Source organism: Bradyrhizobium erythrophlei, assembly GCF_042430365.1.
Lineage (GTDB): Bacteria > Pseudomonadota > Alphaproteobacteria > Rhizobiales > Xanthobacteraceae > Bradyrhizobium > Bradyrhizobium erythrophlei.
Genome location: NZ_JBHMET010000056.1, coordinates 1 through 25,757 on the forward strand (window position 1 = coordinate 1; position 25,757 = coordinate 25,757).

The window sequence follows — 25,757 nt, forward strand, 5'->3', positions numbered from 1 at the left end:
ATTCGGCATAGTTCGGCGGTCGGCATAAACGGCACTATGCCGCATGCGGCATAGTGCTGTATTGACCAGCGACCCAAGAATTGCCCAGCTCTCGGCGCCACCCTCGCTGCCGCTGAACAATGAGTTCCGCCTTCCCATCGCAATCGGGCGCATTGAACGCTCGATCGTGTTGCTGTCGACCTCGACGCGGCCGTCGCGGAGAAACAGCGTCAGTCCGTCCCAGTGATTGAGCGTATAGTTGATGGCCTCCGCCAGCTTCGACTGGGAGAACAGTTGGTCGAGCATCGAGGTCAGTCGCGCCTTCAGCACCTCCATCAGCGGTGCGGTCCTGGTGCGGCGGGCGGCAAGCCGCTGTTCGGCGCTCAAGCCGCGGATCTCGGCCTCGATGGCGTAGACCGCTTGCAGGCGCTCGATCACTTCGTGAGCGAACGGCGACTGCATCGTCTTGTACACCTCGACGAATTTGCGTCGGGCATGGGCGAGACAAAAAGCCAGCTGGATCGCCCCGCCATGACCGCGGGCAAGCGCTTTGTAGGCGGCATAGCCATCCACCTGCAGAATGCCGGAGAAGCCGGTCAATTGCCCGGCGATCTCCTCGGTGCCGCGGCCATCGGCAAACACATAGGCGACCGCCGGCGGCGATGGGCCGCCCCATGGGCGATCATCCATCGCATGCGCCCAGAACTGGCAGATACGAGTGCGATGTCGTCCGGGATCAAGCACCGGCATCGGCGTCTCGTCGCAGAACAGCCGCGGCGAAGCCTGGATCGTCCGCAGCTGAAGCTCATAAAGGCTCTTGAGCCACCATGCCGCACGCTTCACCCAGCCGGCGAGCGTCGCGCGGTCGAGATGGACGCCCTGGCCAGCCAGGATCTGCACCTGGCGGTACAGCGGCAGATACCAGGCGAACTTCGAGACCACCACGTGAGCCACGAGTGCCGTCGATGCCATTCCGCCCTCGACCAGACGCGGCAGCGCCTTCGCCTGCACCACGCCGTCGGTGCAGCCGCGGCAGGCGTATTTGGGACGAATCGTGCGCAGTACCCGCAGGATCGCCGGGATCACGTCCAGTACCTCGCTCACATCCTCGCCGATCCGGTGCAGAAGGCCCCGGCAGCACGGGCACGCTGTCGTGTCCGGCTCGAGCACCTGCTCGCAGCGCGGCAAATGCTTGGGCAGCGCGCCGATGTTGCGCCTCGCCTTCTTGCGCGGCTTCCCAGCCGGATTCGTCGCAGGCAAATCGTCGTTGGCTGGCGCAACTGGTGTGACGCCGGTCACGAGATCGTCCAGTTCGAGCGCGAGTTGCTCGGTCACGATCGCCGCCAGCCGCTCCGAGCGCTTGCCGAAGATCATCTCCTTCAGCGTCTGCATCGCCACACGTAGCTTCTCGTTCTCGGCGTCAAGCGCGAGCACCATCTCGGTCAGAGCCGCTGCGTCGGCCGGAAGAGCTTCGGGGCGAATCGCCATGATCGAACGATATATCCACGCATCACAGGCTCCAGCAAAATCTTCGCCTCTCAGCCGACAACGGCCGGCTGCTTCACAGGTTTGGGTGAAACACGCGTCCACTCAAGCCCGTCGAGCAGCATCGCGAGTTGTGTCGCACTTAGATGCACCACGCCGTCGCGGATCGGCGGCCAGGTGAAGTGTCCCTGGTGCAGCCACTTCGTCACCAGCACCATTCCGCTGCCGTCCCATGCCAGAAGCTTCACTCTGTCCGCGCGCTTGCTGCGGAACACGAAGACGTCGCCGCAGTACGGGTTCGCGCGCAACGCTTCGCTCACCAGCGCCGACAGCGTGTGCACCGACTTGCGAAAGTCGACTGGCTGTGCCGCCAGCACCACCTTGAGGTCAGACCGTAATGCAATCACCGCATGCCCCGAAGCGCCGACAGCACCGTCGAAAGCGTCGCCAGCTCCACTCCGGGCTCGACCCGGATGCGTGCCCCTCCCACCTCGATCTCGATCATCCCGCCAAGCTTGCCTGGGGACGATGCCATCTGCGGCAGCACTTTATGCGCGGACGCTAACCGGTCCGGCTCGTCTGCCGTCGCCGGACTGCTCTCGGAAGCGATCCGGACCGGCACGAAGCCTGGCGCCTGAAAGCTCGCTGCCGTCGCGAACTTGCGCCGCCACACCGTCAGCAGCCCACGGACAACGCCATGGCGCCGAGCGACCTCGGAAATATTGGCTCCTTCCTCGAAGCTCTCCGCCACGATCCGCGCCTTCTCTTCCGCCGTCCAGTGCCGTCGTCGACGCTGCCCCGTGATCACCTCGATCCGACGATAGGAGCCGCCTTCCTGCCTGGCATCAAGCATGGCTTCATGCATGGCATCTGCCATAGCCCACCTCCAAAAAACAGTTCATACCAGGCTGTATCGCAGCTCATTCGCGCGATGCCCAGGTGGAGGGCTCATGCCGGTTACGCATGTGCCGGAGCAGCCGCGCGCTTTCGTAATTCACGTCATCCTTGCCGCGCGCAATGATTTCGCTTGGGTCGTCCAGCAAGCAAGGCGGCTTTTGCCACGGTGCAAGATGCAGGTTATCGATTTGCGAGGAGTGGACCGCAAATTTTGCGACTTCCTGGCGCGGCTCATCGTTCAGCTTCGCCGGGTTGGCAATGATTGCCGTCAATGCCAATTCTAGGCATTCGGCATCAGTGAGCGCCGCCATTGGCTTCACCTTCCTCCTCATCTGCGTGGAATTGCGCAAGGTAGCTGCTCTGCGGGTTGGCGGCCCAGCGCCCCACAGTCTCCTTATGGGCGCGGGATTGCGGGGCGAGCCTGAGCTTGGTTGCCAGCGTAACCTGAGTGCGGATCAATCGTTCCAGTTTCTCCAACGGCAGCTTGGTCATTGCTCTATCAAAGTGGTGACGCGCGTAAAGCTGGCCAGCAGCGGGATATCCGTTTGGGCGAAATGTCCGCGGTCTGTCGCCGCCACAATTTGGCTGAACAAGATTTGCGCGGGCTTGGGCAGTGTTGGGGGTGGCGTGAGACGTGGAGCGGTGCTGTTCATGCCCAGAGGCAGCACGTTGCTGGATGCCTTCTCACGACCTCTTGCATGGTCTTCACCGAATGTCATTAGGCGCATTTAGTTCACGTTGCACTGTGGGCCAGACAGAGATCGATTCGACTGCTAGGTTCCAACACTCCCCCCGGCCATTTATCGTCTCTTCGGATCACTTCCCCAACGTTCGTCGCGGTTGTGTGGTGAGCCTTCTGCGTTGCGCGCTGCATCGCGTCGGTATGCGCTGAGGCATTCGTCCAAAAGCTTCGCGTCACCACGCACCAGCATACTAGCATTCCAGTTCTCGAAAGCTTCGGACGTCCGGTCTGCAAGAAGTCTCAGGCTTGCCAATCGGCTATTCTGCAGGAGGACCCGCGCCTCGCTGAGGATGGTCTGGTGGTTCCGCGTGTTCATTGCAGGTCCCTTTGCTGTACCACCAAAGCCAAGACTGTGTTCGATCGCTGCGTCTCGCACGGCAAGCCTGCCTTCGAGCGCCGCTTGCCGCGTTTCCAATTCCACGATCCGGCCACACAAAACTTTCACGTCGTTCTGTAACCTCTCGACGGCGTCACAAGCGCTATCAGCAAATTTGTTCATCGCCTGTAGTGCGAAGTTCAGGTTGGCCTCATTGTTCATCGCACTCGCATCGAGCTTGGCGGCAATTTCCCGGCGGAATTTGACACGGCTGATCGTCTCCTGTTGCTGCTGAGTGGCCGCGCGGCGCTGTTCAGCAAGCACGTCAGCTTCGCGCCGCCATTTGGCGACAGGATCTTCAATCGGCAAGCTCAGCGCTTCCTCCAGCGACATTGGCTCCTCGGGATGACACGCGGAGGCGTCGCTGGTTTGTGCACCCCAAGGACTCTCCGCGCCAGCGCGGGCAAACAACTGGCGTGAAGTTTCGAGAATTTGTCGTTTCTGGTCAGCGTTATATTGCATCGCTGTTTCACCAATTGACGTTGTTGATAAGCGCAATCGCATTGGCACTCCGCCGCGCCCGTGTCGCGGGCAAAATGAACCTCAAGGCCACATTATCTGTCTGGTACATGGATTTAACGGGCACGGCTGGCACGCCGCCAATATCAACAATCTGGCTTGCCGGATCAGCCAGATGCACTTCGGTTTCCGTACTGGCGTCGAAGCGCGTGCCTGATCGGCTTCAAGAGGCTGTCGCGCGCGTCCTGAAGCTTGATAAGCCACGTCTCGTGTTCCTGAAGAGGTCGCTGGGCACGAAGGCGACCAGAGAAGCAAACACCCGCGCCAAGCCAATTCAGATGGAGTTTGACCGCATGCTCGAACGCGCGGAAGCACTCCTCATCGCCAAGCCAGTTCGTAGAAGCCTCAGTGCCATCGAGGTGAGACGAGCGTTCCCCTGATGTGGTTCTCGCGCGATAGCAAGGCGGGGAGGCGGCTAACAGCATAGGCATTGCTTACGCCGTGTTCTTTACCCTGTTGACGAGTGCCTGCACGTCGTCGCTGTAGCTTGGTAGCTCCCGTTTGAACCCCTCGTCCGTTTTGAAGAACTCCTTATGTGGGAGCAAATGGCAACGCATGTTGTCGCACCAAACGGGGTCCTTCTTCGCGAACTCCAGCAACTCTTCTGTGGCCCAAAGCATATAAGCAACAAACCACTCATACTTTTCGAGACGTTCTCTGGCGAGCTTGCTTCTGTCTCCGCGTGCTAGATCAGGATTGTCAAAGGCGAGCTTGAGATACTCTCGAAATACACCTTTCGCTGTGGTTTCTCGTTGATTGATCCGGTTTAGTCTGAGTTGCCGCCAAGCGACCAGTGCCGCGATCAGCGCCACGATAGGTGTAAATCCAGGCGCAATGACCGCCCACTCTTTCAAAATCTCATACATTGAAAGCCCCTTATCGCCCCTGAACACGTAGAGCTTGCATAATCGCGTAGTACGCTTCAAGGCTTGAAAGGACTTCAGTAGGAGCGCGTTCCCAATTTGCGTGCCGTGTCATAGTCCACGATAGCGGCGTGAGCCTGACCGAGAACACGGACAAGTGTCCTCCAGTCCAATTGTGAGCAGCCAGAGGAACGCTTCGGTTGCGCAAAGAGGCTAGAACCTCCCGCAAGGCACAGAGCGTGAGTAACTGTTGCGGAAGGCTCGATAGTGCGAGACGGGTTCGCACATGAGCGAATGGCTAGACGCCGCCCTGATGGGCATCGTCGCACGATCTCCAACTATCGACCGACGAAAATGCTGGGGCAAACTGATCCCCGGTGGTCTGCTGCGTCTGAAGCGTATCAGTTAGGAAGGATTTTGCATCAGACGTGAACGCCCATCGGCAGCCGTGAGACTACGCTTTGTTCACGGCGTCTCTCAGATTGTCGAAGTCCAGCGGCGATGGATTTTGATGATCCGGCAAGCGAATCTCACCGCAAAGACATGAGCGCAGCCGGCGCGCGCGACGTGCTGATTTATTGCAGCGATTACGAGCTTATCGAGACCACCCAGCAGAACCCGAGTGGGAGTTGAGGCCACCAGACGGAGGCGGCCTCGGTACTCTGCACTAGAAGCCGACGACAATGAGCGAGAACCAGCCGGGAGAGCCATTTCTGCCCGATGTGTCTTGCGCTCCCTCCCACACGATCACGTCAACATTCTGAATGCTCTTGAAATAGACAGTGCTCGTTGCATAAGTCGCATTGGGCGATATGAAGGAAACGCTTGGAACCACTGTCAGATTTTTTGGATTTGGAAAAGTGACCGATCCGGTAGCCTGGTTAAAGTTCACACCTGGACTTTGACTAACGACATTATGATTTTCAACTCGAATTGCCGCCAATATTTCAAATGCCATTTTCCGACCCTCCCGTTAGCGCCATGAGTGGCGAGAATATGATTTGCAAACCGATGCCGACCCAAAAGCGGGCAAGAACAAAAAAGAGCAGTCATCATACGGTCTCGTGCCTCGGTTTTCGTGCGAGTTTGGTGCTGCCAAGCAGGAACGCGGCGCGATAGATAAAACCTTGCAGAAAATCTGTCGTCGCGCTCCAGGCGCAAGCGATAGCCGTCATACTTCAGCGGGATATAGCGCCTGGCGCCGCCGTAGGAATAAATAGCGACTTACCCGAATTGGTCGGTCGCTCGGGTAAACGCTGGGTGCTGCCGGCTCTTTACCTTTACCCAGTCGTCGTCTGGAAGGAGGATCAGCGGCCTCGGATCGTAGCGCCACTGATTCAGCCGAAATGCTGCGCTTGTGCGGACGCAAACGCCGTTAAACGTTCTCGCTGCGGCTGTATTGGTGAGTGTTTTGGGGAGCCGCCATGGCTGGGGAGCTCGTTCTATGTATGATGTTGCGTTGGCAGAGGTGGCAGCAACCAAGCTGTCCTCGGCAATGGACGCTGACGTGCTGTTTTACAACGGCGAGATCACGTTTAAGAGCAGTGGACGCTTTATCGATCTGATTTGTGCTCGGAGCCGCAAGAAGAAACTCATTCTAATTCTTGTCACCCCGGGCGGAGAGCCCGACGCGGCCTTCAAAATTGGTCGCTCGATGCAAGCGAAGTACGATGAGATTTCCGTCTTTGTCCCGGGCTGGTGCAAGAGCGCCGGAACGCTCATCGCGTTGGCCGCAAACGCCATTTATATTGGCGACCGGGGCGAGCTGGGTCCCCTGGATATTCAAATCGCCAAATCGGATGAGATTTTGGAGATGGGCTCCGGATTGACAGTCGATTCGGCGATGAAGTCGCTAGAGACGACGGCCGCAAAGATGTTCCTTAATCTGCTGTTAACCATACGTCGCGACACTGGAGGTTCTATCACGACTCGAACCGCTGCCGAATTGGCGTCCACAATGGTGGTCAAGCTGCTTGATCCGATCTATCGCCAAATTGATCCAATGAAAATCGGCGAAAATAGCCGCGCCATGAACATCACAAAAAGCTATGGAACTCGGCTCAGCATCAAATCTGGCATCCTAAAGGGCAGGGAGAGCCTTGATTTCCTTGTGTCAGCGTACCCAAATCATGGGTTTGTGATTGACCGCGCGGAGGCAAAGCTTCTCTTTACCAAAGTTCTGGAACCGACCGCCGAGATGCTCGGTTTAACCGATGTACTCAAGGAGGCCGCTCTGACGAGCGTTCGCATTTCGTCGGACGGATCACCAATCATTACGTTTCTTTCCTCTGAAGCTGCTCTAAAAGAGCCCGCAAAGCCAAAAGAACCTGTTAAGATGTTGAGGCCAAAATCTGCTAGGAGCGACAGTAATGCAATCCACCGACCTGCTCCCCCCGCTCCCAAGCCAAAGGGAATCGTCGCTTCGCGGACAGGGTCCAACGGAAAGCCTAATGGATCTGCTGCAGGCAGAGCTGGCTGAGCGGCTACTTGTTCCGCCTAAAGTGTTTTTGCCTCCTCATGGCAAAGAAACAAATCCGCCGGCGACTCCCACGCGACGCAGCCGAAGATAATCCGCGGTTTGAATTGATCTTGGAAGCCCGGCCCTGGCGTCGGGCTTTTCTAGCGTCGCGTCAGGGCTCTTGCCACGCGCCAATGCCAGCACCGCCACGGCTCACCTGATCGCCATCTGAGACGCGGCGAAGGATGCTGCGGAATGCTCTTCTTGTGCACCCGACGCGACCGAAAGACGAGCGTCATCCATTGGGCGCTATGCCGCCTGGCCGCGTGAGTAAGGCTTTTCCTGCGTGGCCTTCGAGGGCCTTCTCGCATCGGTGATGCGACTTGAGTTGCTTGGGATTTGCCCGAGAGAACGCCGACGGCGGCGTGCGTGATGGGGAAATATACGGAAGCGGTTCTGCGATGGACGCGCGGGGGCAAACGGCGAGCGATGGCCCCTGGGCTTCGGATGGCAGGCCTCTTCAACCGCCATCGTAGCGGCGAATTTGAGCGACCTGCGGGATGTGTAACGCTTCCCCGCATCCTTGCTAGGGGCGACCTCTGTGGATTCATGCCGAGCTTCAACCCTGCGCGCCTCCCTTGATCGATATCACCTTCTTGGGATCGAGCCAGTGGTCGATCCGATCAGCCCAATGCTGCATCAGCTTCGTGCGCGAGCCGATCAGCGCGAGCGGTCCGTGCTTTTTGTAGAGACCTTCCACAGTAGAATTGTCGAGATGCGCGAGCTGCAGCTCAACGACATCGCCATCCCATGCCTTGGCGTCCATGATCTCTTCGTGGTGAGACAGGGTCGAGAAGGTGGTTCGGAATCCGTGGGCACAATGATCAGTCTTGGTGTCAATGCCAAGCAGCCGCAATCGCTTGTTGAGCGTGTTGTTTGATAGCGGCCCGTCCTTCGCACAGGAAAACACGTACCGGCGATGGCCGGTCAGCTTTTGAACGCTGCGCAGGATTGCGACCGCCTGCCGTGACAAAGGCACGACATGGTCCCAACCGGTCTTCATTTTGGCGGCGGGAATAGTCCAGCGTTTGGCATCCCAATCGACATCGCTCCACTCCATTTCATTGACCATGCCGGGGCGGGGAATGGTCAGCGCATCGAAGCGCAAGGCAAGGCCAACAACGTCACCATACCTCGCTCTCGTCCACGGAGCGCTGATGAGCTTAAAGACGCGCGTCACGTCACGTGGTTCGGTGACGCCGGGACGCGGCGTCGAAATGTTGGCAATCATCTGCCCATTCAAGTTGCGGAACGGATTGTAGCCGTCGCCCTCGACATCGGCATAGTCGCAGATTTGCTCACCGATGCTGCGCACGCGGTCGCGGGTTTCGAGCTTTCCCTCGGCTTCGTATGAACGCATGAAAGCGAGCACGTCCGGACGCTTGATGTGCTGCCTACACAGTTTGCCGAAACGAGCCTTGACGTAGCCGACGCGCAGCTCGAGCACCTCGATGGTCTTGGGGTCGCGCACCGCGACGATCCTGCCGCGTTTGACTTTCTCCATTTTCTTCTTCGCGAGCCACTCGTCGGCCCATTGCTCGAAAGGCCGGGCTGCGGCCTGCCTGTGCTTGTCGAGCTGCTTCTCGGTGCTCGGGTCTTTGCCTTCCTTGAGCAGGTCTTTCGCCTTGTCGCGCTCGCGCCGCGCGTCGGCGAGCGAGAACGTGCCATCCTTGCCGTTGCCGTAAGGGCCGATGGAGTAGGTTTTCTGACGGCTACGGAAGCGGTAGCTCATCCGCCACAGCTTGGAGGCCGCGTTACCTGGTCTGCTCTTGTCCGGCTTGACGAAGAGATAGAGACCGCCGCCGGTCACATCCGAAATCTTGGCGGGGCTCCACGCGCCCTTGTCGAATTTCGGGCGGGCGGCGCGGCAGTCGACGTCGGTCCTGATCTGCCTGGGGTTAGCGTACGCGCCATCGTTCTTGCGGGCCATCTGCTCAATTCCCTTCGTTCGGAATAACGAAAGTCGCCGTGAACGTTTGTTCTCCCGATACCAACACGATACCAACAAAAATACCAACAAATCGGATGGCTGGGATCGGATGAGAACAAACGGTGACGAACACCCATGTACGCGGAAGAGCCTATTTTTCAAGGGCTTCCGGGCACTGCGCGGACGGTTGCGAACGCTTTAGAACGGGCTTGAACAGCCTAGCTGGTGCCCCTGGCCGGAATCGAACCAGCACTCCTTGCGGAACTCGATTTTGAGTCGAGCGCGTCTACCAGTTCCGCCACAGGGGCATTCGTGGCCCTTGGCCTGAGTGGCCGGGGGTCGCGAAGCCGGCGGACTATAGCGGGCGGCCTGTTCCGGTCAACCCGCGCGGATGTGATTGTCCCGCGTCTCGACAGCGGTATTTGCGCGCGATACGACCCCCTCGAGCATGGGGTCCGGGTCTTGGCGTTTCGTCTTGGCGTTTCGGACCATGCCGACAGGAGACCCGCCGTGACGCTCGCCACCGCCCACCCGTCGCAAGCCCCTGCCGCTGCCAATCCGGCGCTGACCGCGGCCTCGGCGATCACGCTGATCGCAGCCGCGACGCTGGCGGGCGCCTGGTTTTTCCAGCTCGTGCTCGAAATCCTGCCCTGTCCGCTCTGCCTCGAGCAGCGCTATGCCTATTATCTTGCGGTCCCGCTCGGCGCGCTGGTGGCGTTTGCGGCCGCCAAGGGCGCCTCGCGCCCGCTGCTCGTCGCCGGACTTGCGATCCTCGGCCTTGCCGCGCTCGCCAATGCCGGGCTCGGCGCCTATCACGCCGGCGTCGAATGGGGGTTTTGGCAGGGGCCGACCGATTGCTCCGGTCCGATCGTCAATTTCGGCAGCGCCGGCAGCCTTCTGGAGCGGCTCGACAAGGTGAAGGTGGTCCGCTGCGACGAGGTGCAGTGGCGCTTCCTCGGACTCTCGCTCGCCAGCTACAACGTGCTGATCTCGCTCTTGATGGCCGCGATCGCGGCGTGGGGCGTGGCGAAGACGGCGAGGGCGTAACGGTCCGTCGCACGAAGCGGCCTCACTACCAATTCCGTCATGCTGAGGAGGCCGCATAGCGGCCGTCTCGAAGCATGGACGGCCACGAACCGGGCCGTGCATCCTTCGAGACGCGCGAAGACGCGCTCCTCCAGCGACAACGGCGAAGCCGTTGCGCGGGGATGACGGGTCAAATAGCTGCCGATCACCTAATCGTCCACGTCGTCCTGCGGCCGTCCGAACAGATGGATGATGCCCGGCGTCGTGATGGTGACGAAAACGAAGCGCGACAAGTGATGCGCGCCGACGAAGATCGGGTCGATGTGCAAGGTCAGCGCCAGCGCCAGCATCGCGTCCATCGCGCCAGGCGCGAAGGCGACGACGATGTCGGCGAGGCGCACATGGGTCGTAAAGGCGATGATCGCGACGAAGATCGCGGAGATTGCGATCGCGATCGCAAACGAGCCGAGCCCGGCATTGACATGGCTGAGCAGGGTCGAGGTCTTCATCCGCGCGAAACGGGTGCCGATCAGGGCGCCGATCCCGACCAGGGCGACGTTGCGGATCCAGGGCGGCAGCCCGCCATCGACCACGCCGGCGCCGTGCAGCAGGCTGGAGGCGAGCATCGCGCCGAACATCCAGCTCGCCGGAAATTTCACCCAGCGCAACAACAGCGCGACGCCGATCGAGGCCGCGATCAGCACGGCGAGGCCGAGCGGGGAGGCGACCGCAGTCGGCAGCGCCGGCGGTGCCGCGTGCGTCACCCCGGTCAGCGCCAGCACCAGCGGCAGCGCCGCGGTCAGGATGATCACGCGCATGGTCTGCACCACGGCGATCGCGGCGACGTCGGCGCCCTTCTCCGCGGCGAGGATGGTGATCTGCGACAGCGCACCCGGGCTGCCGGCGAGGAAGGCCGAGGTCTGGTCCCAGCCGTGCACGCGCTGCAGATAGAGGCTCGAGCCGAAGGTCGAGCAGAAGGTGGCGAGCGCGAGCAGGCCGATGGTGAGCGGATAGGAGCTCATGTGCTGCAGCAATTGCTGCGACACCAGCGATCCGAGCGAGATCCCGAGCAAGAGCAGCACCGATTGCGTCAACACCGGCGGCACCGCGAGCGGGCGTCCCGCAAGCGCGGCGATGCCGACCGCGGTCATCGCGCCGGAGATCAATCCGCCCGGCAGCCCTGCCCATAAAAACAGCAGGCCGCCGGTCGCGCCGATGACGAGGGTCTCGAGCGCGTTGAGCACCTTGGTACGGTCGGGAATGGCCGTTGCCATCGAAGCGCGGATCAGGGTCACGCCGTCTTATGGCAAATTCGCACCCGCGCGACAAATGCATGTTGCGATTGCAGCATTGCGCGATGGGGCTGAATGACGCGCAAAACGTTCACCCTCCCCGGTGGGGAGGGTGCCGATACGAAAAAGGAGGCCGCGATTTACTTCGCCGCCGGCGCACCCGCCGACTTCTCCTTCTTGCATTCGGAGCGGAATTTCTTGCGCTCCTTGCCATGCAGCCCCTTGGCGTCGGCTTCCTTCGAGCATTCCAGCGACTCGGCGGTGCGCGGCTTGGCTTCCTTCTTGGACGCCGGCGCTGCGGTCTCGGTCTTGGGCGCGGCGTCCTTGGCCGCCGGCGCGGCGGTCTGCGCGTAGGCCGTGCCGATCGCCAGCAGGGAGGCAAGGGCGGTTGCGGTCGCGAGCGTCGAAATCTTTGTCATGGGGCACCTCGATGGGAAGGGAGGCGAGACCGTTGCGCGGCGATGCTGAACCGCGGATGAACGTGCGGCGATTCCACCGCCACAATATTTTGACGGGCCGGCGGGCCGACGCGTTGTCGCTGATGGTCCTTGCGCTAGGATAAAGGTCTTATGCCAATGCCCCTCAAGGGAGACCCGGGATGACCATCCAGACCAGATTGTTGAGCGTGATTGCGGTGTCGGCTGTCGCAGCCTTTGCGGCGACCGCGCCGGCGCAGGCCCTGACCACGCAGGAGTGCAGCGCCAAGTATCAGGCAGCCAAGGCGGCCGGCACGCTCGGCGGCCAGAAGTGGAACGATTTCCGCAAAGCCCAGTGCGGCGCCGATGCAACGCCGGCCGCAGCTCCCGCCGCTCCGCCGCCCGCCGCCGCCGCGCCCGCACCGGCTGCGCCGAAGGAAGCCAAGAAGGAAGCCGCTCCTGCGGCTGCGCCTGCCGCGCCGGTCGGCAACGCGGTTTATCCGACCGCGGTCGATCCGAAATACGCCAAGGAGTCGGCCGGCAAGGCGCGCATGCACACCTGCGTCGACCAGTACAACGCCAACAAGACCACCAACGGCAATGGCGGCCTGAAGTGGATCCAGAAGGGCGGCGGCTACTACAGCGAATGCACCAAGCGCCTGAAGGGTGCGGCCTAAGCAGGTTGGGCTGAATGTGTTGAGCGGCCGGCACTGATGCCGGCCGCTTTTCATTTGCTGTCGTCGAGCAGCCTGTCCGCCGATCCGGCCAGGAGCTGCGCGCGCTTGCGCGGGCCGCGCTCGAGGAACAGCAAGCTCTGGCCGAAGATGAAGCAGTAGAACAGGAAGGCCTTGGCGTCGGCCTCCTCGGCGGATAGTCCTGTAGCGCGATAGAGCTGCCCGACATTCTTCAACCGCGCAGCATCGACGCTGGCGACCGCGGCGGCGGCGGCCTCGTCGGTGCGGGCCCATTGCCGGATCGCGAGCTCGATCGCCATCGCTTCGGTGTTCATGCGCTCCGAATAGAGCGTGATGATCGCCTTCAGCCGCTCGCGCGCGGTCGCGCCGTCGAGCGCGGTATGTTTCTCGATCGCGGCGATGCGGCCATCGCGCCAGCTCGCGAGCATCGCCTCCAAGAGCGCGGCGCGATCCCTGAAGCGGCGATAGAAGCCGCCCTTGGTGACGCCGAGATTCTTCGCCAGCACCTCGACCCGGACGCCCTCGACGCCGGAGCGCGCGACCTCGGCAAAACCGGCCGCGACCCAGCCGTTGCCCCTGCTGTCAGTCATCTGGTCCCCGTTCGTCCCCTGATACGGTACCGTATTGCTAGCCTGCTTCATCAGTGATACGCTACCGTATCAGCGAGCGAAAACACGCCAAGACACGGGAGAACGCAGCATGGAGGGCGAGGCGACCTATCGCGGCACGGTCTACCCCTGGCAGTGCGACCATGTCGGGCACATGAACATCATGTGGTATGTCGGCAAATTCGACGAGGCGAACTGGAACCTGTTCGCGCGGCTCGGGCTCACCCCGAGCTATATGCGCGAGTCCGGCCGCGGCATGGCGGCCGTGCAGCAGACTCTCTCCTACAAGCGCGAGCTGCTCGCCGGCGACATCGTCGAGGTGAGGAGCCGGCTGCTCGAGATCCGCGACAAGTCGATCCGCTTCCTGCACGAGATGCGCAATGCGGAGACCGGCGAGATCGCCGCGACCTGCGAGATCACCGGCGTGCACATGGACCGCCAGGCGCGCAAGTCGGCGCCGTTCGCGCCGGCGATCCGCTACGCGGCGATGCAGCACCTCGCGCCGGCCGAGGGCGTGGTCGCATGACCGCTGTGACGCGCTTCGAACCGAAGAATCCCGACTACCGGGCGATCGCGACCGACACGTTCGACCGTCAGCGCGCGATGCAGACGCTCGGTATCTCCATCGCGCGGCTGGAGCCGGGCGAAGTCGACCTCGCGATGCCGTATTCGGCCGACTTCACCCAGCAGAACGGTTTCGTGCACGCCGGCGTCATCACCGCTGGCCTCGACAATGCCTGCGGCATCGCCGCCTTCACGCTGATGCCTGCGGGCTCCGACATCCTCACCGTCGAGTTCAAGACCAATTTGCTGGCGCCGGCCAAGGGCGAGCGCTTCGTCTTCCGTGCCGTCGTCGTCAAGCCGGGCCGCACCCTGACGGTCTGCGAGGGCCGGGCCTATGCCGTGCAGGACGGCGTGGAAACCCTGGTCGCGACCATGACCGGTACGTTGATGGCGCTGCCGCGGCGGGAGTGATTCGCTTCGCCGGTGTCCTGGGCAAGGGCAGCAAAGCAAGCCACCGATGGTACAGCGCGCGTCGTGGCATAGGTTGCGCGGGAAAATCTATCCCCGTCACCCCCGCGCAACGGCTTCGCCGTTGTCGCTGGAGGAGCGCGCTCTTGGGCGCGTCTCGAAGGGTCGACGGCCACCAGCGGGGCCGCCGTGCATGCTTCGAGACGCGCTACGCGCTCCTCAGCATGACGGCGTTGGCAGATGTCGGCCACGCTTCGAAATCCACGGTCGGCCAAGGCCAGCGCATTGACAAGTCTCCACAGCGGCGACCTGATAGGCGCATGCTTCGCGTGAACGCCTGCTCATGATCGCCAGCCTCAGCCTGATCCTGCTCTGCCAATTGATCGGCGAGGTTGCGGTGCGCGGGCTCGGCGTGCCGGTGCCGGGCCCGGTGGTCGGGCTGATGCTCCTGCTCCTGCTGTTGCTCGGGCGCGACCGCTTTCCGGCGCTTGCGCAGGGCCCGCTCGCCAATGACGGCGTCGAGGGCGCAAGCCGCGGCATGCTTGCGAATCTTTCGCTGCTGTTCGTCCCGGCCGGCGTCGGCGTGGTACAGAAGCTCGATCTGCTTGCCGAGCACGGCATCGCGATCGTCGCTATCCTTGCTGTATCCGTCGTCATCACGCTGCTGGTGACGGTCGGCACCTTCGTCGTCGCGAGCCGCTTCCTCACGCGCGAGGAGGAGCGGCCGTGAGCGACAATCCGTTCGCGCTGTGGGTCTATCTCTCGCAGTCGCCGCTGCTCTGGCTCACGGTGACGCTCCTGACCTACGCGGTTGCTGATGCCGTGTCGCTCAAGACGCGCCGCTATCCGCTCGCCAATCCGGTGCTCCATTCGATGTGGATCATCGGCGCCTTCCTGCTGCTGACCAAGACCTCCTACACGACCTATTTCGCCGGCGCGCAGTTCGTGCATTTCCTGCTCGGCCCCGCCACGGTGGCGCTCGCGGTGCCGCTTTACGAGAACCGCAAGCGGGTGGCGGCGGCGATCCTGCCGATGCTGGTCGCGCTCGCGGTGGGATCGATCACGGCGATCGTCTCCGTGGTGGTCCTGGCCGAGGCCGCCGGGCTGCCGCGCGGCCTGATCCTGGCGATGGCGCCGAAATCCGTCACCGCTGGCGTCGCCATGGGCATCAGCGAGTCGCTGCATGCGGACCCGTCGCTGACCGCGGTGTCGGTGATCCTGACCGGCATCATAGGCGCGATCATTGTCACGCCGCTGATGAACCGCACCGGGATCACCGATTACCGCGCCCGCGGCTTTGCCGTCGGCATCGCCGCGCATGGCATCGGCACGGCGCGCGCCTTCCAGGTCGACGAGGTCGCGGGCGTCTTCGCCGGCATCGCGATGAGCCTGAACGCGCTGGTCACCTCGCTCCTGGTTCCCCTCGCTGTGACATTTTTGGTGCGTTGATCGCTGTTGCAGTGCAGTTTTGTGCTGTCGGCATAGCGCCCGAAAGGAAATTCTTCTAGGGTCTCGTCCTCAACCCGCGAGTCTCCTCACCTTGGTCTTCTCCGCAGCGCAGAGTGTGCTTGGCCTGGTATCGGGCATGCTGGTCGGCTTCTCGCTGGGCCTCGTCGGCGGCGGCGGCTCGATCCTGGCGGTGCCGTTGATGGTCTATGTGGTCGGCGTGCCCGAGCCGCATGTCGCGATCGGCACATCGGCGATTGCGGTCGCCGCCAACGCCGCGGTCAATCTCTCCAACCATGCCCGCGGCGGCACGGTGATCTGGTCCTGCGCGCTGTTGTTCGCCGCCGCCGGCATGCTCGGCGCGTTCGGCGGCTCGATCCTCGGCAAGATGCTCGACGGGCAGAAGCTGCTCGCGCTGTTTTCGCTGGTCATGCTCGTGATCGCGGCGTTGATGTTCAAGACCCGCGCCCGCGCCGGGCTGACCGACGTCAAGATGGATATGTCGAACATGCCGGCAATCGCGGGCATGGGGCTCGCGACCGGCACCATGTCCGGCTTCTTCGGCATCGGCGGCGGCTTTTTGATCGTGCCGGCCCTGATGCTGGCGACGGGCATGCCGATCATGAACGCAGTGAGTTCCTCGCTGGTCGCGGTCACCGCATTCGGCATGACCACGGCGCTGAGCTATGCGTGGTCGGGGCTGGTATCCTGGGGATTAGCGGCGCTATTCGTCGCCGGCGGCATCGCCGGGGGATTGGCGGGAACGCGCATCGCGCGGCACCTGTCGGAACGCCGCGGTGCGCTCAACATCGTATTTGCGACCGTGATTATCGTGGTGGCGATCTATATGCTGCTGCGTAACATCACGGCGTCCTGACGCGTAGAAGGGCAGAGGCCCTCGCGAGACCTGATCGATGAATCGACTGATCACACCACCCGGGACCCAAACCGGCTCCACCCGCCGCGACGCGCTCGGCTTGCTCGGTGCCGGTGTCGCCCTGCTCGCCGCGGGAAGAGCCCGCGCGCAGGACGAAAAGGTGCTGACCGAAGCTTTGGTGCTGCGCGACCCCGATATTCCAGTGGCGGGAAATACCGAGGGCGACATCACCATCGTCGAATGGTTCGACTACAACTGTCCCTATTGCCGCAAGATCGAGCCCGAGATCCGGCAGGTGGTGCAGGACGACGGCAAGGTCCGCCTGGTGCTGAAGGACTGGCCGATCCTGGGGCCGGTGTCGAAGGTCGCCTCGCGGATGGCGCTGGCGGCGCGCTACCAGGACAAGTTCCTGGTCGCCCATGAGGCGATGATGGCGGTCAATTCGCGCATCACCGAGCCGCGCATCACCGAGCTATTGTCCGGCGCAGGCCTCGACATGGATCGCCTCAAGAAGGATCTCGACAAGAATGCGCAGGCGATCGATGCCGTGCTGGCGCGCAACCATGAACAGGCCCTGGCCTTCGGCTTCCAGGGCACGCCGTCCTTCATCGTCGGCAAATACCGCGTCCCGGGCGTCCTCACCATGAACCAGTTCGAGCAGGTGATCGCCGACGCGCGCAAGGCCAACATGGGCCGCAAGATCGAGAAGAACTAACGCGGGCTCGAATGAATGATGGCCTCTCCCAGCATAGGAGAGGCCATTTGTCTTGGTGCAATTATCCCGGCGCAATCGGCGCGCGTTACTTCGACGCGACCTTGGTCCACTCTTCATGCGCCCGCGTCTTCAGCGCGTTCCAGTCATGCGCAACCACATCCCAATTGACGATGCTGCGGCTCGTCTGTGCGACCTGTCCGTGCGCCGCGCCCGATGTGCGGATGGAATCGGTAAGATAGACGCCGCACGTCAGCAGCAGCGCGCCAAGGATCATTCCGAAAAAGGTCCGCATCGCAAGTCCTCCGGTGTTGGAGGAATAACGTCGTGGAAGACGGGATGGTTCCTCGCGTTGCCCGGTGCGCAGCGGATGGCAAAATAGTGGCGGCTTCAGATCATTGCGTCAGCCATTGCAAGATCTCCGCATTCATCTCGCGCGGATAGGTGTGGCTGAGATCGTCGAGCTCGCGATAAATGACGTTGGCACCCGCCGCCGAGAGCAACTGCTGTGTCTGCCGCGCGGTCTGCACCGGGAACATCCAGTCGTGCCGGCCGTGGGTGATGAAGATCGGCAAGCCGCGCAGGCGGTCGGCGTCGGCCATCTCCGCCATCAGCGGATGGAAGGTCGCGGATACAGGCGCGAGATGCGTGAAACGCGATGTGCCCTCGAGGCCGCTCACATAGCTGAACGTGCCGCCGTCGCTCATGCCGGTCAGCAACAGGCGCGTGCCGTCGATGGTCCAGCGTGAACCGACATAGTCGAGGATGCGGTTGAGGTTCGGCGTGTCGGTGTCGTTGCCCATCAGCGCCCAGGTGCTTCCAGTCGCGGTCGGCGCCACCAGGATGGCGCCGCGGCTGCGGGCGTCGCGCAGCCAGCTCCACAGGAAGCCGCGGCCATTGCCGCTGCCGCCATGCAGTGCCATCACCAGCGGCCAGGCGCGGTCGGGCGTGTAGTATTCCGGCACGTAGAGCGAGAAGCCGCCGCGGCTGCCCGGCTCGTTCTGTTCATGGAAGATGCCGGTGTTCTCATTGGCCGGCTCGACGAGCTTTGCCAGCAAGGTGGACTCCTCGCGCAGCTCCGGCGCGATGAAGAAGCTGCTCACCGGCGGCAGCTGCGCGGCAAGCGGATAGAGCGCTTCCTGCGCCCGCGGCGCATAGCGCAGCGCGCGGAACACGCTGACGAGGTCGCCTTGCCCGTTCTGCACGGTGCGCAAATCAGCATAGCCCGCGAGCGCGGCATCGCTTGCAGCCTCGAGCGCCGCCTTGATGTCAGCAAATTTCTCCGGCCATTCGCCGAGCCGCGGGCGCACCGCCTTCAGCGCCTCGTCGGGCTCGCCCGCGATCTGCATCACGCGGTCGAAATCGGGCGGGTTGAGGTTGCGCGCGACGAAGGACAGCGATTCCAGCGTCTGCAACAGCGGTGGCAGCACGGCCACGATGTCGTCCACCACGGCCTCGCTCATTGCCGCTGCCTTTCTTCTTGCTTTAATGCAGCTGCGGCGCCTTCAAGAGCTTGGCCCGGTCGGTCGAGGTCAGCGTCACGTCGAAGGTGACGCCCTCGTGATAGACGGTGAGCGGCACGTCGACGCCGGCCGAGCCGAGCGACCAGAGCTTGCGGTAGAAGCTGGTCTGGCTCGTCACCTTCTCGCCGGCGATGGCGAGGATCACGTCGCCGGTTTTCAGTTCGGCGCGCGCCGCCGGTCCCTTGTTGGCGATGCCGACCACGACGACGCGATTGTCGATCTCGGTCGAATACATGCCGAGCCATGGCCGCGACGGCTTGTTGACGCGGCCGAACTTGCGCAGGTCGTTCAGCACCGGCTTCAACAGGTCGATCGGCACGATCATGTTGACGTGCTCGGCCTTGCCGCCGCGCTCGCGTTCGAGCTGCAGCGAGCCGATGCCGATCAGTTCGCCGGCATTGGAGATCAGCCCGGTGCCGCCCCAGTTCGGATGCGACGGATAGGTGAAGATCGCTTCATCGAGCAGGTACTCCCAGTAGCCTGCGAATTCCTGCTTCGCCGCGATCTGGCTTGCCACCGAGCGGGTGCGGCCGCCGGCGCCGCCGACCACGACATTGTCGCCGACGCGCGTTGCCGCCGACGAGCCGATCGGCAGTGGATCGAGGTCGAGCTGGCCGAGCGCCTGCACCAGGCCGAAGCCGGACTCGAAATCGAAGCCGAGCGCGTGGCCCTCGACCACGCGACCGTCGCCGAGATGCAACCACACCGCCTCGGCTTCCGTGATCAAATAACCGATCGTCAGCACCAGCCCGTCATCGATCAGGACACCGTTGCCGGCGCGCTCGGTGCCGAGCGTCTCGGCGCTGAAGGCATCGGGCGGGATGATCGAATGCAGTCCAACCACGCACGTCAGCGCGCGATCGAGGTCGAAGCGATAGTCCTCGGGGCGGGGCTGAAAGGCCGGTGGCACTTTCCATTCGGTCAAAGAGGGCATGGAGCGGTCTCCGTACGATTGCGTGGGTCGTCATATCAACGCCGCGCAACCTGAAAAGGTCGCGGTCGAAAAGAAACGTCCGCGCCCACGATATATAACACTGAAATGACCAATATGGCAGCACGCATGGCGTGCGGTGACGGCTGAATATCTGTCAGCCGCGTCATTCCCGATAGTCGCGCCGGACCTTCTTCTCCGCGGCGTTGGCTGCTTCATTCAACCAGTCCTGCACCGTCTCAAGAAAAAATTCCGCGGCCGACAATCGAGGCGGGTCTAGTCCCCCATTCTTGTGGCGAGAGGATGCCTTGAATTAATCCTGCGAAAGGTGGTCGCAGCTCTTCCCCTCAAGGTTGTATCGTAGGTAGACTGAGAGCCATTGGAATTGCCGGGGCGTTCCGGCGTGCATTTGAAATGTAGTGGCAAGCCGTCCGCAGCCGCGATCTGCGCTATTTTTGCCGGATGCCTTGACCTGACAGGTCGGGAGAAGCGCACATGGAAGATCGACCGGACAAGGTGGGGTCGTCCTCTGTCGGGAGAAGCGAGGACCCGCCGAATCCAAACGGCGTGAGCGCTTCGCCGCCGCGGCGTCATGTCCTCTGGTTTACCGCCTCATTCCTGCTGGCGCTCGCGGGCGCTTGGGGCATTGTCGGCGGATGGTATTTTGGGCTGCCGTTCGGAGGCGAAGTTCGACAGGACGTATTCGGCGATCGGCGGCTCGGGCTGGGCGATCTGTTTACGACGATTCCGCACCCTGATTTTGCCGATCTTCCGTTCGCACCGGAGCCAGCGGGCGATGGCTTCCAGGTTCGGGAAAAATTCCGCGACGCAATGGGGTGGAAGGAAGGCGCGCTCGAGGTCAGGCCACCGCAAACACCGCCGTCGGCCGAGATCCAGCAATCCTCCTCCAAGGCCGATGTCGCAGACACGACGAAGCAGGCGCAGGTTCCGAATCGAGCCGCGCGACCGCTCGAGTTTTCCTCTGTCTTCATTCCGTATTTTACGACCCGCGTCGATTCGGTCCGCATGGTGCTGCAACTCCGACAGCCTCAGCCGGACTTCGGGACATGCCTCACATTTCTGAATCGAGATCAACAGAGCGGGGCTTGCCTCGTGCTTCCGCATGACATCTCCGCAAATGCGCCTGCAGATTCCAAGGTTCTGACCAGCCGCGAAATCAGGCCTGCACCGTTGCAGCCAATCGATGGAGGTGTCTTCCCGGATCAGCAAAGTCAGACGCCGCGCCTTTATCTTGCGAACGTCGCGCCGGTCGCCTCATCATCGATGGTCTACTCCGCTACTCTCGGGACCGAGGCTGGTGCTCCGCCGTCCGGCGGAAGGCCAGCCATTTGGGTCGGCGGCCAGTTGGGCGACATCTTCCGGATTTCCGCCGCTCCGGACGGTGCACTGACCGTGACGCGGCTCAGCGTCCCCGGGGCCGGGGCAATCAAATTTGTCGCCTTCGTCTCGTCCAATCGCGGCTGGGCATGGACGGCCCAGGCGGGCGAGCGGGGAATCTCGTCTGATGCGGCCTTTCAAACCTTCAACGGCGGCGCAAGCTGGCAGCTGCTGTCATACCGCTGGTTGCCGGCGCCGTGGGTCTTCGTGGCCTTTGTCCTGGGAGCGATCGCATTCGAGCGCGGAACCACGGCGCGGCTCAGGCTGGTGCCGGTCGCAACCGAGAAGCATATCGCCGATCACGGCGTCTCCGATGATCCGATCGGGCTGAACGACCAGGACGCGCTTGGCCTCGGACCGATTGCACGATCGATGGCGGGATTCCTGCGCAACACCGAAACCAAGCCGACGGTTGCCATCGCGGTGACCGGCCCCTGGGGATCTGGAAAGACCTCACTGATGAATCTGGTGAGGGAGGATCTCAACGCGCGCGATGTCAGGACCGTTTGGTTCAATGCCTGGCACAATCAGAAGGAGGAGAATCTCCTCGCGGCGCTGCTTGAAGCCGTCCGCAGCCAGGCGGTGCCGCCGCTCTGGACGGTGCCGGGATTTGTCTATCGGTTACGCGTTGCATGGAAGCGGGTCGGCGTCGATCCGAATGCGGCAGTCGCGCTGGTTGTCTTTGCGGGCGTCGCATTGTGGGTCCTTGCCACGCATCTGGATACGGCGGCGCGCGTCCTTGGCCTGTTCGCGGACCGGATCGCGGAACTGTTGCTGCCGCAGCAAGCCCCAGCCCAGCCCGCTCAGGCGGCGGGTACACCGGGGGCAGCGTCCGCCGTCACCTCGATCGGATTATCGACGGGCGGAATCTCGGCCCTCATCTATGCCGGCAAGAAACTGTGGGAGCTGTTCAAGCCTCTCAAATCGATCCCGGCGGAATTGCTGTCGACGCTCGGCGCGCAACCGAGCACCAGGGACATGGATCAGCAGCTCTCGTTTCGCTATCGCTTTGCCTCCGAATTCGCGATCTTCTGCGACACGCTGCGGCGCCCGCCGCATCCCGGGCTCGTCATTTTCATCGATGATCTCGATCGCTGCGCACCGAAACAGACCGTCGATATCCTCGAAGCGATCAACTTCGTAACCAGCGCCGGCCGTTGCTTCGTGGTGCTTGGACTCGATGAAAACAAGGTCAAGGCCGCGATTGCGGACTCCTACAAGGACACCACGCTACAGCTCGAAAGCCAGCGATCCGCCAGTTGGTCCCGAACCGTCGCCGTCCGAGTTGCAGCGCAGGCGGCGCGCGGCACTGAATGAATTTGCTTCGCACTATTTGGAAAAATTGATTCATCTCGTTGTACCCGTTCCCGGCAGCCGCGAGGACACCGTCGAGCTTCTGCTCGGTCTCAAGCCTGCCTCGGCTAAGCCGCCGCAGGCCGATGTCTGGCGTGTGCGGGCCAACACAATCTTCGGAATGCTGGGCACGGCCCTGGTCGTCGCTTTCCTGATTGCGTCGGCATGGCTGGGCCTCACGCTTGTAACGAGCTCATTGCCTACGGTGGCGGCCTCCTCCGCCGCGCCCGGTGTCCCCACCGCCCCGGTCCGGGCGAGCAATACGCCGCCTTCGTCCGCCGGCTTCGGAGCAACTGGATCCGCCACGCTGCGCCCGCCGTTGACGGATCCGCCGGTCTCCGCCGCAGAGCTGTCTAATGCCGGTCTTGCCGCGCGCGGGGTGCTTGGCACAGTGCCGCCGGCCGCGGTCGTATTTGCGTTTGCGCTGGCCCTGATCATCGTCAGCATCCAGTTCCTGCCGCGGCTGCAGATCGAGCCGGTCGTGAGCGACAGTCCGGAATTCCAGGAGGCCCTGCGGATCTGGCTTGGCGGCATCATCAGGACTCGTGAGACGCCGCGCGCGGTCAAGCGATTCGTCAATCGCTTGCGGTTCATGGCCATGCGGCTCCGCGACTTGTCCGTCGAAGCCGAACGGGCGGGCCAAAGGCCGCCGTTTAACGAGGCGGATCTCGTCGCCATGGCGGTGACCGGTGATGTCAACGAAGAGCTACTTGGAGCAGGGCCGGATGATCTGAAAATCCGGGCGATGGCGGGCGGCGAGCGGGGGCAGGACGCGGAACTCGTTCGCACCGCGCTCGAGAATTTCCGTGGCAAGTTCGGTGACCCCTACGGCAATGCGGTCGCATTGCCCACTTTCCGCTTGTTGGCGGGTCTGGTCGCGGAACGCCGCGCCGAAACGCCTGCCGAACGGAGCAAGCCACCCGCGGCCTGAGCAGGCCCTTCGCGGACGTCAGGGCCGCCCGGCCGCCCGCCCGCGCGCGGGCATGATGCGGAACGCGCGGTTCTCCTTCAGCCAGGCCGCGCGCTCGTCGCGCAACAGCGTGCGGCGCACCTTGCCGGAATCGTCGCGCGGCGGCGCGCTGACCCGCTCGAAGCTTTCCGGGTGCTTGTAGCGGCTCAGGCGGTCCTTCAGGAAATCGCCCATGCCGTCGGCGATCGTTTGCGCGTCGGCCGCGTCGGCGAGCTCGAGGATCGCGTGCACGCGCTGGCCGAATTCCGGATCGGGCAGCCCGACCACGACGCAGGAGCGGACCTCGGGGTGTTCGCTCACGGCGGCCTCGACCTCGGCCGGATAGATGTTCGCGCCGCCGCGCAGCACCATGTCGGCGAGGCGGTCGCCGAGATAGAGATAGCCTTCTTCGTCGAGCCGGCCGATATCGCCGAGCGATTCCCAGCCGTCGGCGCGCCGCTTCGGCGCGGCGCCGAGATAGTGATAGGTGGTGCCGGCGCCGTCATTGGGCAGGAAATAGATCTCGCCGGTCTCGCCGGGTGCGACGTCGTTGCCGTCCTCGCCGATGATGCGGAGCCTCGCGGTCTCGCCGATCTTGCCCACCGAGCCCTTGTGCGCCAGCCATTCGACGCCCGAGATCACGCAGGCGCCCTGCCGCTCAGTGCCGCCATAGAGCTCCCAGATTCGCTCCGGCCCGAGCCACTCGATCCATTTCTCCTTCAGCCAGGGCGGCATTGGCGCGGCCATATGAAACACGATTTGCAGGCTGGAGACGTCGTAGCGGTTGCGCACCTCGTCCGGCAGCGCCCAGATCCGGTGCATCATGGTCGGCACGAAGTTCACCCATTGCACGCGGTTCGCTTCGATCAGCCGCAGCGTCTCCTCGGCATCGAACTTCACCATGCCGGTGAGCCGGCCGCCACCGAACAGCGCGGTGTGCGACAGGATGAACGGCGCGTTGTGATAGAGCGGCCCCGGGTTGAGCAGCGAGGCCTGCTGCGGAATCCCGAGCATCAAGGGTGCTGCGGTGTCGACCACAGCCGGACTATGATCGAGGATCACCTTCGGCCGTCCTGTCGAACCGCCGCTCGTCATCGCCTTCCAGTACCGCGCGACGGGTGCATCGAGCGGCGCGTCGGAAAATCCCTCAGGCACAAAATTCGCCGGCAGCGAATTCGGCGTATTCCAGTCGGCCTCGCCGCCGACCACGAGCGCGGGCTTGAGGATGTCGAGCACCGCGGCCGCCTCGCCGCGCGGCAGCCGCCACGACAGCGAGGTCGGCGTTGCGCCGCACTTCCACACCGCAAAGCTGGTCTCGAAGAACGCGTTGGAGTTGGGCAGCCCGATCGCGACGAAGTCGCCGGGCTTGACGCCTTTGGCGGCAAAGGCCCGCGCCCGCGCATTGGCGCGGCGCTCGAGCTGGTCCCAGGTCAGCGTGTCCTGGCCGTGGCTGACGGCGATGGTGTCGGCCGGGTAACGTTCGGCATACCAGCGCGGCACGTCGGCGAGGGGGATAAGCATGGGGCGTTTCCGTCCAAAATGGCGGTCTTGATGCCGCTCTTGTTGCCAGGGGCGTGGCGTGGGGCCACGCGCGGCACTTCATCAACAGCGCCGGGCTCAAGTCAAGCGACCATCCCCCGCGCAACTGGTATCCCATTGCCGGATCTGCGGAATCTGGTTTGCTTAAAAGCGGCGTCAACAAACCGGTAAAGTTCAAGCGATCGCGCTAAGCCGGATTTTACGCGGAGGGGTTCATGGTGCTGAAAGCGGTTGTGCGCCCGGCGGCCTTCGCGTCACCTGAAGTCGTCTCGGCGCTCGACATCCTCAAGGGCAACGACGATGGCGACCAACGGGGCAAGGATGAAGGTCAGTCGCGAACCGCGACGCCAGCTCAACAACCGTTTGGCTTGGATCACGGTCGACGACGGCGCGACCGAGAACGAATGCGCGGTCGTCGACATCTCGCCCGGCGGCGCCAAGATCATCACCGAAGTGAGCTTCGACGTGACGGACCGCCTCGCGCTGGTGCTGCTCGCCGATCACTCCAAGCGCTATGCCTGCGAAGTCGTCTGGCGCCGCGGCAAGACCTATGGGCTGAAATTCGTGGTGGCGGAGCCGGAGGCCGAACCGGCCGAGGAGCCCGCGGCCGAACCGGTCAGCGAGCCCGTCAGCGCGGCCTAGGGCGCGTATTCATCTGTGGACGCCCCGCGAGATGCAAGCGATTTTTGAGGAAGATCGGCACGTAGTCGG

At 63.0% G+C, this 25,757-nt stretch carries 31 protein-coding genes and 1 tRNA gene; 14 read left to right on the forward strand and 18 right to left on the reverse strand.

What is annotated here, in order from left to right:
• The 6 genes from tnpC to ACFFWD_RS10405 form a co-directional block, all read right to left on the reverse strand.
• Positions 1-1,467: IS66 family transposase (gene tnpC / locus ACFFWD_RS10380; protein WP_376964596.1), on the reverse strand; the 1,467-nt coding region annotated here is incomplete at its 3' end.
• A 50-nt stretch (positions 1,468-1,517) separates the two neighbouring features.
• A complete protein-coding gene (tnpB, locus tag ACFFWD_RS10385; RefSeq protein ID WP_376964598.1) occupies positions 1,518-1,871 on the reverse strand; it encodes an IS66 family insertion sequence element accessory protein TnpB in 354 nt (117 codons plus the stop codon).
• Positions 1,868-2,341 carry an IS66-like element accessory protein TnpA gene (gene tnpA, locus ACFFWD_RS10390; RefSeq protein WP_376964600.1) on the reverse strand — a complete coding sequence of 158 codons (474 nt, stop codon included), beginning with the start codon at positions 2,339-2,341 and terminating at the stop codon, positions 1,868-1,870. Before tnpA ends, tnpB begins: the two co-directional genes overlap by 4 nt.
• A 43-nt stretch (positions 2,342-2,384) precedes the next feature.
• Positions 2,385-2,672, reverse strand: a complete 288-nt coding sequence (locus ACFFWD_RS10395) for a hypothetical protein (protein WP_376964602.1) — start codon at positions 2,670-2,672, stop codon at positions 2,385-2,387.
• Complete coding sequence (locus tag ACFFWD_RS10400; RefSeq protein WP_376964604.1) at positions 2,656-2,853, reverse strand: hypothetical protein; 198 nt, start codon at positions 2,851-2,853, stop codon at positions 2,656-2,658. Before ACFFWD_RS10400 ends, ACFFWD_RS10395 begins: the two co-directional genes overlap by 17 nt.
• A 308-nt stretch (positions 2,854-3,161) precedes the next feature.
• A complete protein-coding gene (locus tag ACFFWD_RS10405) occupies positions 3,162-3,812 on the reverse strand; it encodes a hypothetical protein (RefSeq protein ID WP_376964606.1) in 651 nt (216 codons plus the stop codon).
• A 38-nt stretch (positions 3,813-3,850) separates the two neighbouring features.
• Between ACFFWD_RS10405 and ACFFWD_RS10410 the strand changes: the two genes are divergently transcribed.
• Positions 3,851-4,378 carry a hypothetical protein gene (locus ACFFWD_RS10410; protein WP_376964608.1) on the forward strand — a complete coding sequence of 176 codons (528 nt, stop codon included), beginning with the start codon at positions 3,851-3,853 and terminating at the stop codon, positions 4,376-4,378.
• Positions 4,379-4,432: 54 nt separating this feature from the next.
• Here the strand turns inward: ACFFWD_RS10410 and ACFFWD_RS10415 are convergent, their stop codons facing one another.
• Positions 4,433-4,864: a hypothetical protein gene (locus ACFFWD_RS10415; RefSeq protein WP_376964610.1), complete on the reverse strand. Its 432-nt coding sequence runs from the start codon at positions 4,862-4,864 to the stop codon at positions 4,433-4,435.
• Between the two features lie 498 nt (positions 4,865-5,362).
• On the opposite strand from ACFFWD_RS10415, the gene ACFFWD_RS10420 reads away from it, so the two are divergent.
• Positions 5,363-5,494 (forward strand): hypothetical protein, encoded by a 132-nt coding sequence (locus ACFFWD_RS10420; protein WP_376964612.1) that lies wholly within the window; start codon positions 5,363-5,365, stop codon positions 5,492-5,494.
• Positions 5,495-5,528: 34 nt separating this feature from the next.
• Here ACFFWD_RS10420 and ACFFWD_RS10425 read toward each other — a convergent pair whose 3' ends face one another.
• Complete coding sequence (locus ACFFWD_RS10425; protein WP_376964614.1) at positions 5,529-5,819, reverse strand: hypothetical protein; 291 nt, start codon at positions 5,817-5,819, stop codon at positions 5,529-5,531.
• 486 nt (positions 5,820-6,305) lie between these two features.
• On the opposite strand from ACFFWD_RS10425, the gene ACFFWD_RS10430 reads away from it, so the two are divergent.
• Positions 6,306-7,340, forward strand: coding sequence for an SDH family Clp fold serine proteinase (locus tag ACFFWD_RS10430; RefSeq protein WP_376964616.1), 1,035 nt, complete (start codon positions 6,306-6,308; stop codon positions 7,338-7,340).
• 598 nt (positions 7,341-7,938) lie between these two features.
• Here ACFFWD_RS10430 and ACFFWD_RS10435 read toward each other — a convergent pair.
• Positions 7,939-9,309, reverse strand: a complete 1,371-nt coding sequence (locus tag ACFFWD_RS10435; RefSeq protein ID WP_376964618.1) for a tyrosine-type recombinase/integrase — start codon at positions 9,307-9,309, stop codon at positions 7,939-7,941.
• Positions 9,310-9,532: 223 nt separating this feature from the next.
• Positions 9,533-9,617 (reverse strand) — tRNA-Leu (locus tag ACFFWD_RS10440).
• A 202-nt stretch (positions 9,618-9,819) separates the two neighbouring features.
• On the opposite strand from ACFFWD_RS10440, the gene ACFFWD_RS10445 reads away from it, so the two are divergent.
• A complete protein-coding gene (locus tag ACFFWD_RS10445; protein ID WP_376964620.1) occupies positions 9,820-10,356 on the forward strand; it encodes a disulfide bond formation protein B in 537 nt (178 codons plus the stop codon).
• 188 nt (positions 10,357-10,544) lie between these two features.
• On the opposite strand, the gene ACFFWD_RS10450 is transcribed toward ACFFWD_RS10445, so the two are convergent.
• Together ACFFWD_RS10450 and ACFFWD_RS10455 are read right to left on the reverse strand one after the other, a co-directional pair.
• On the reverse strand, positions 10,545-11,630 hold the full coding sequence (locus tag ACFFWD_RS10450) for an AbrB family protein (RefSeq protein ID WP_376964621.1): 1,086 nt from the start codon (positions 11,628-11,630) through the stop codon (positions 10,545-10,547).
• 137 nt (positions 11,631-11,767) lie between these two features.
• Positions 11,768-12,046: a PsiF family protein gene (locus ACFFWD_RS10455; protein WP_376964623.1), complete on the reverse strand. Its 279-nt coding sequence runs from the start codon at positions 12,044-12,046 to the stop codon at positions 11,768-11,770.
• 179 nt (positions 12,047-12,225) lie between these two features.
• Here ACFFWD_RS10455 and ACFFWD_RS10460 point away from each other — a divergent pair, with 179 nt between their 5' ends.
• Entirely contained in the window at positions 12,226-12,720 is a 495-nt protein-coding gene (locus ACFFWD_RS10460; protein ID WP_376964625.1) for a hypothetical protein, read from the forward strand.
• A 50-nt stretch (positions 12,721-12,770) separates the two neighbouring features.
• On the opposite strand, the gene ACFFWD_RS10465 is transcribed toward ACFFWD_RS10460, so the two are convergent.
• Positions 12,771-13,328, reverse strand: a complete 558-nt coding sequence (locus ACFFWD_RS10465; RefSeq protein ID WP_376964627.1) for a TetR/AcrR family transcriptional regulator — start codon at positions 13,326-13,328, stop codon at positions 12,771-12,773.
• A gap of 109 nt (positions 13,329-13,437) precedes the next feature.
• On the opposite strand from ACFFWD_RS10465, the gene ACFFWD_RS10470 reads away from it, so the two are divergent.
• The 6 genes from ACFFWD_RS10470 to ACFFWD_RS10495 all read left to right on the forward strand — a co-directional run bounded on the left by ACFFWD_RS10470 (position 13,438) and on the right by ACFFWD_RS10495 (position 17,356).
• Positions 13,438-13,872, forward strand: coding sequence for an acyl-CoA thioesterase (locus tag ACFFWD_RS10470; RefSeq protein ID WP_376964629.1), 435 nt, complete (start codon positions 13,438-13,440; stop codon positions 13,870-13,872).
• 5 nt (positions 13,873-13,877) lie between these two features.
• Entirely contained in the window at positions 13,878-14,321 is a 444-nt protein-coding gene (locus ACFFWD_RS10475) for a PaaI family thioesterase (RefSeq protein ID WP_376964653.1), read from the forward strand.
• 340 nt (positions 14,322-14,661) lie between these two features.
• Complete coding sequence (locus ACFFWD_RS10480) at positions 14,662-15,048, forward strand: CidA/LrgA family protein (RefSeq protein ID WP_376964631.1); 387 nt, start codon at positions 14,662-14,664, stop codon at positions 15,046-15,048.
• Positions 15,045-15,767 (forward strand): LrgB family protein, encoded by a 723-nt coding sequence (locus ACFFWD_RS10485; RefSeq protein ID WP_376964633.1) that lies wholly within the window; start codon positions 15,045-15,047, stop codon positions 15,765-15,767. Before ACFFWD_RS10480 ends, ACFFWD_RS10485 begins: the two co-directional genes overlap by 4 nt.
• A 136-nt stretch (positions 15,768-15,903) precedes the next feature.
• Complete coding sequence (locus tag ACFFWD_RS10490; RefSeq protein WP_376964655.1) at positions 15,904-16,641, forward strand: sulfite exporter TauE/SafE family protein; 738 nt, start codon at positions 15,904-15,906, stop codon at positions 16,639-16,641.
• 37 nt (positions 16,642-16,678) lie between these two features.
• Positions 16,679-17,356 (forward strand): DsbA family protein, encoded by a 678-nt coding sequence (locus ACFFWD_RS10495; protein WP_376964635.1) that lies wholly within the window; start codon positions 16,679-16,681, stop codon positions 17,354-17,356.
• Positions 17,357-17,441: 85 nt separating this feature from the next.
• On the opposite strand, the gene ACFFWD_RS10500 is transcribed toward ACFFWD_RS10495, so the two are convergent.
• The 4 genes from ACFFWD_RS10500 to ACFFWD_RS10515 all read right to left on the reverse strand — a co-directional run bounded on the left by ACFFWD_RS10500 (position 17,442) and on the right by ACFFWD_RS10515 (position 20,932).
• Positions 17,442-17,648 (reverse strand): hypothetical protein, encoded by a 207-nt coding sequence (locus ACFFWD_RS10500; protein WP_376964637.1) that lies wholly within the window; start codon positions 17,646-17,648, stop codon positions 17,442-17,444.
• A gap of 100 nt (positions 17,649-17,748) precedes the next feature.
• Positions 17,749-18,816 carry a carboxylesterase family protein gene (locus ACFFWD_RS10505; protein ID WP_376964639.1) on the reverse strand — a complete coding sequence of 356 codons (1,068 nt, stop codon included), beginning with the start codon at positions 18,814-18,816 and terminating at the stop codon, positions 17,749-17,751.
• Between the two features lie 22 nt (positions 18,817-18,838).
• Positions 18,839-19,810: a S1C family serine protease gene (locus tag ACFFWD_RS10510; RefSeq protein ID WP_376964641.1), complete on the reverse strand. Its 972-nt coding sequence runs from the start codon at positions 19,808-19,810 to the stop codon at positions 18,839-18,841.
• Positions 19,811-20,419: 609 nt separating this feature from the next.
• Positions 20,420-20,932, reverse strand: coding sequence for a hypothetical protein (locus tag ACFFWD_RS10515; RefSeq protein ID WP_376964643.1), 513 nt, complete (start codon positions 20,930-20,932; stop codon positions 20,420-20,422).
• A gap of 240 nt (positions 20,933-21,172) precedes the next feature.
• Here ACFFWD_RS10515 and ACFFWD_RS10520 point away from each other — a divergent pair, with 240 nt between their 5' ends.
• The gene (locus ACFFWD_RS10520) at positions 21,173-22,522 is read left to right on the forward strand and encodes a KAP family P-loop NTPase fold protein (protein ID WP_376964645.1); all 1,350 of its coding nucleotides are present in this window, start codon (positions 21,173-21,175) and stop codon (positions 22,520-22,522) included.
• 25 nt (positions 22,523-22,547) lie between these two features.
• Complete coding sequence (locus ACFFWD_RS10525; RefSeq protein WP_376964647.1) at positions 22,548-23,489, forward strand: hypothetical protein; 942 nt, start codon at positions 22,548-22,550, stop codon at positions 23,487-23,489.
• An 18-nt stretch (positions 23,490-23,507) separates the two neighbouring features.
• Here ACFFWD_RS10525 and ACFFWD_RS10530 read toward each other — a convergent pair whose 3' ends face one another.
• A complete protein-coding gene (locus ACFFWD_RS10530; RefSeq protein ID WP_376964649.1) occupies positions 23,508-25,028 on the reverse strand; it encodes an AMP-binding protein in 1,521 nt (506 codons plus the stop codon).
• Between the two features lie 339 nt (positions 25,029-25,367).
• Between ACFFWD_RS10530 and ACFFWD_RS10535 the strand changes: the two genes are divergently transcribed.
• Positions 25,368-25,688, forward strand: coding sequence for a PilZ domain-containing protein (locus ACFFWD_RS10535; RefSeq protein WP_376964651.1), 321 nt, complete (start codon positions 25,368-25,370; stop codon positions 25,686-25,688).
• Positions 25,689-25,757 lie beyond the last annotated feature (69 nt).

Coding starts and splice junctions, on each gene's coding strand:
- ACFFWD_RS10460 (WP_376964625.1), top strand. CDS start 12,226: ATGACCATCCAGACCAGATTGTTGAGCGTGATTGCGGTGTCGGCTGTC.
- ACFFWD_RS10415 (WP_376964610.1), bottom strand. CDS start 4,864: ATGTATGAGATTTTGAAAGAGTGGGCGGTCATTGCGCCTGGATTTACA.
- tnpA (WP_376964600.1), bottom strand. CDS start 2,341: ATGGCAGATGCCATGCATGAAGCCATGCTTGATGCCAGGCAGGAAGGC.
- ACFFWD_RS10490 (WP_376964655.1), top strand. CDS start 15,904: ATGCTGGTCGGCTTCTCGCTGGGCCTCGTCGGCGGCGGCGGCTCGATC.
- ACFFWD_RS10395 (WP_376964602.1), bottom strand. CDS start 2,672: ATGGCGGCGCTCACTGATGCCGAATGCCTAGAATTGGCATTGACGGCA.
- ACFFWD_RS10430 (WP_376964616.1), top strand. CDS start 6,306: ATGTATGATGTTGCGTTGGCAGAGGTGGCAGCAACCAAGCTGTCCTCG.
- ACFFWD_RS10470 (WP_376964629.1), top strand. CDS start 13,438: ATGGAGGGCGAGGCGACCTATCGCGGCACGGTCTACCCCTGGCAGTGC.
- ACFFWD_RS10495 (WP_376964635.1), top strand. CDS start 16,679: ATGAATCGACTGATCACACCACCCGGGACCCAAACCGGCTCCACCCGC.
- ACFFWD_RS10530 (WP_376964649.1), bottom strand. CDS start 25,028: ATGCTTATCCCCCTCGCCGACGTGCCGCGCTGGTATGCCGAACGTTAC.
- ACFFWD_RS10405 (WP_376964606.1), bottom strand. CDS start 3,812: ATGTCGCTGGAGGAAGCGCTGAGCTTGCCGATTGAAGATCCTGTCGCC.
- ACFFWD_RS10420 (WP_376964612.1), top strand. CDS start 5,363: ATGGATTTTGATGATCCGGCAAGCGAATCTCACCGCAAAGACATGAGC.
- ACFFWD_RS10455 (WP_376964623.1), bottom strand. CDS start 12,046: ATGACAAAGATTTCGACGCTCGCGACCGCAACCGCCCTTGCCTCCCTG.
- ACFFWD_RS10515 (WP_376964643.1), bottom strand. CDS start 20,932: ATGCGGAAGCACGAGGCAAGCCCCGCTCTGTTGATCTCGATTCAGAAA.
- ACFFWD_RS10505 (WP_376964639.1), bottom strand. CDS start 18,816: ATGAGCGAGGCCGTGGTGGACGACATCGTGGCCGTGCTGCCACCGCTG.
- ACFFWD_RS10465 (WP_376964627.1), bottom strand. CDS start 13,328: ATGACTGACAGCAGGGGCAACGGCTGGGTCGCGGCCGGTTTTGCCGAG.
- ACFFWD_RS10510 (WP_376964641.1), bottom strand. CDS start 19,810: ATGCCCTCTTTGACCGAATGGAAAGTGCCACCGGCCTTTCAGCCCCGC.
- ACFFWD_RS10425 (WP_376964614.1), bottom strand. CDS start 5,819: ATGGCATTTGAAATATTGGCGGCAATTCGAGTTGAAAATCATAATGTC.
- ACFFWD_RS10535 (WP_376964651.1), top strand. CDS start 25,368: ATGAAGGTCAGTCGCGAACCGCGACGCCAGCTCAACAACCGTTTGGCT.
- ACFFWD_RS10400 (WP_376964604.1), bottom strand. CDS start 2,853: ATGACCAAGCTGCCGTTGGAGAAACTGGAACGATTGATCCGCACTCAG.
- ACFFWD_RS10500 (WP_376964637.1), bottom strand. CDS start 17,648: ATGCGGACCTTTTTCGGAATGATCCTTGGCGCGCTGCTGCTGACGTGC.
- ACFFWD_RS10435 (WP_376964618.1), bottom strand. CDS start 9,309: ATGGCCCGCAAGAACGATGGCGCGTACGCTAACCCCAGGCAGATCAGG.
- ACFFWD_RS10480 (WP_376964631.1), top strand. CDS start 14,662: ATGATCGCCAGCCTCAGCCTGATCCTGCTCTGCCAATTGATCGGCGAG.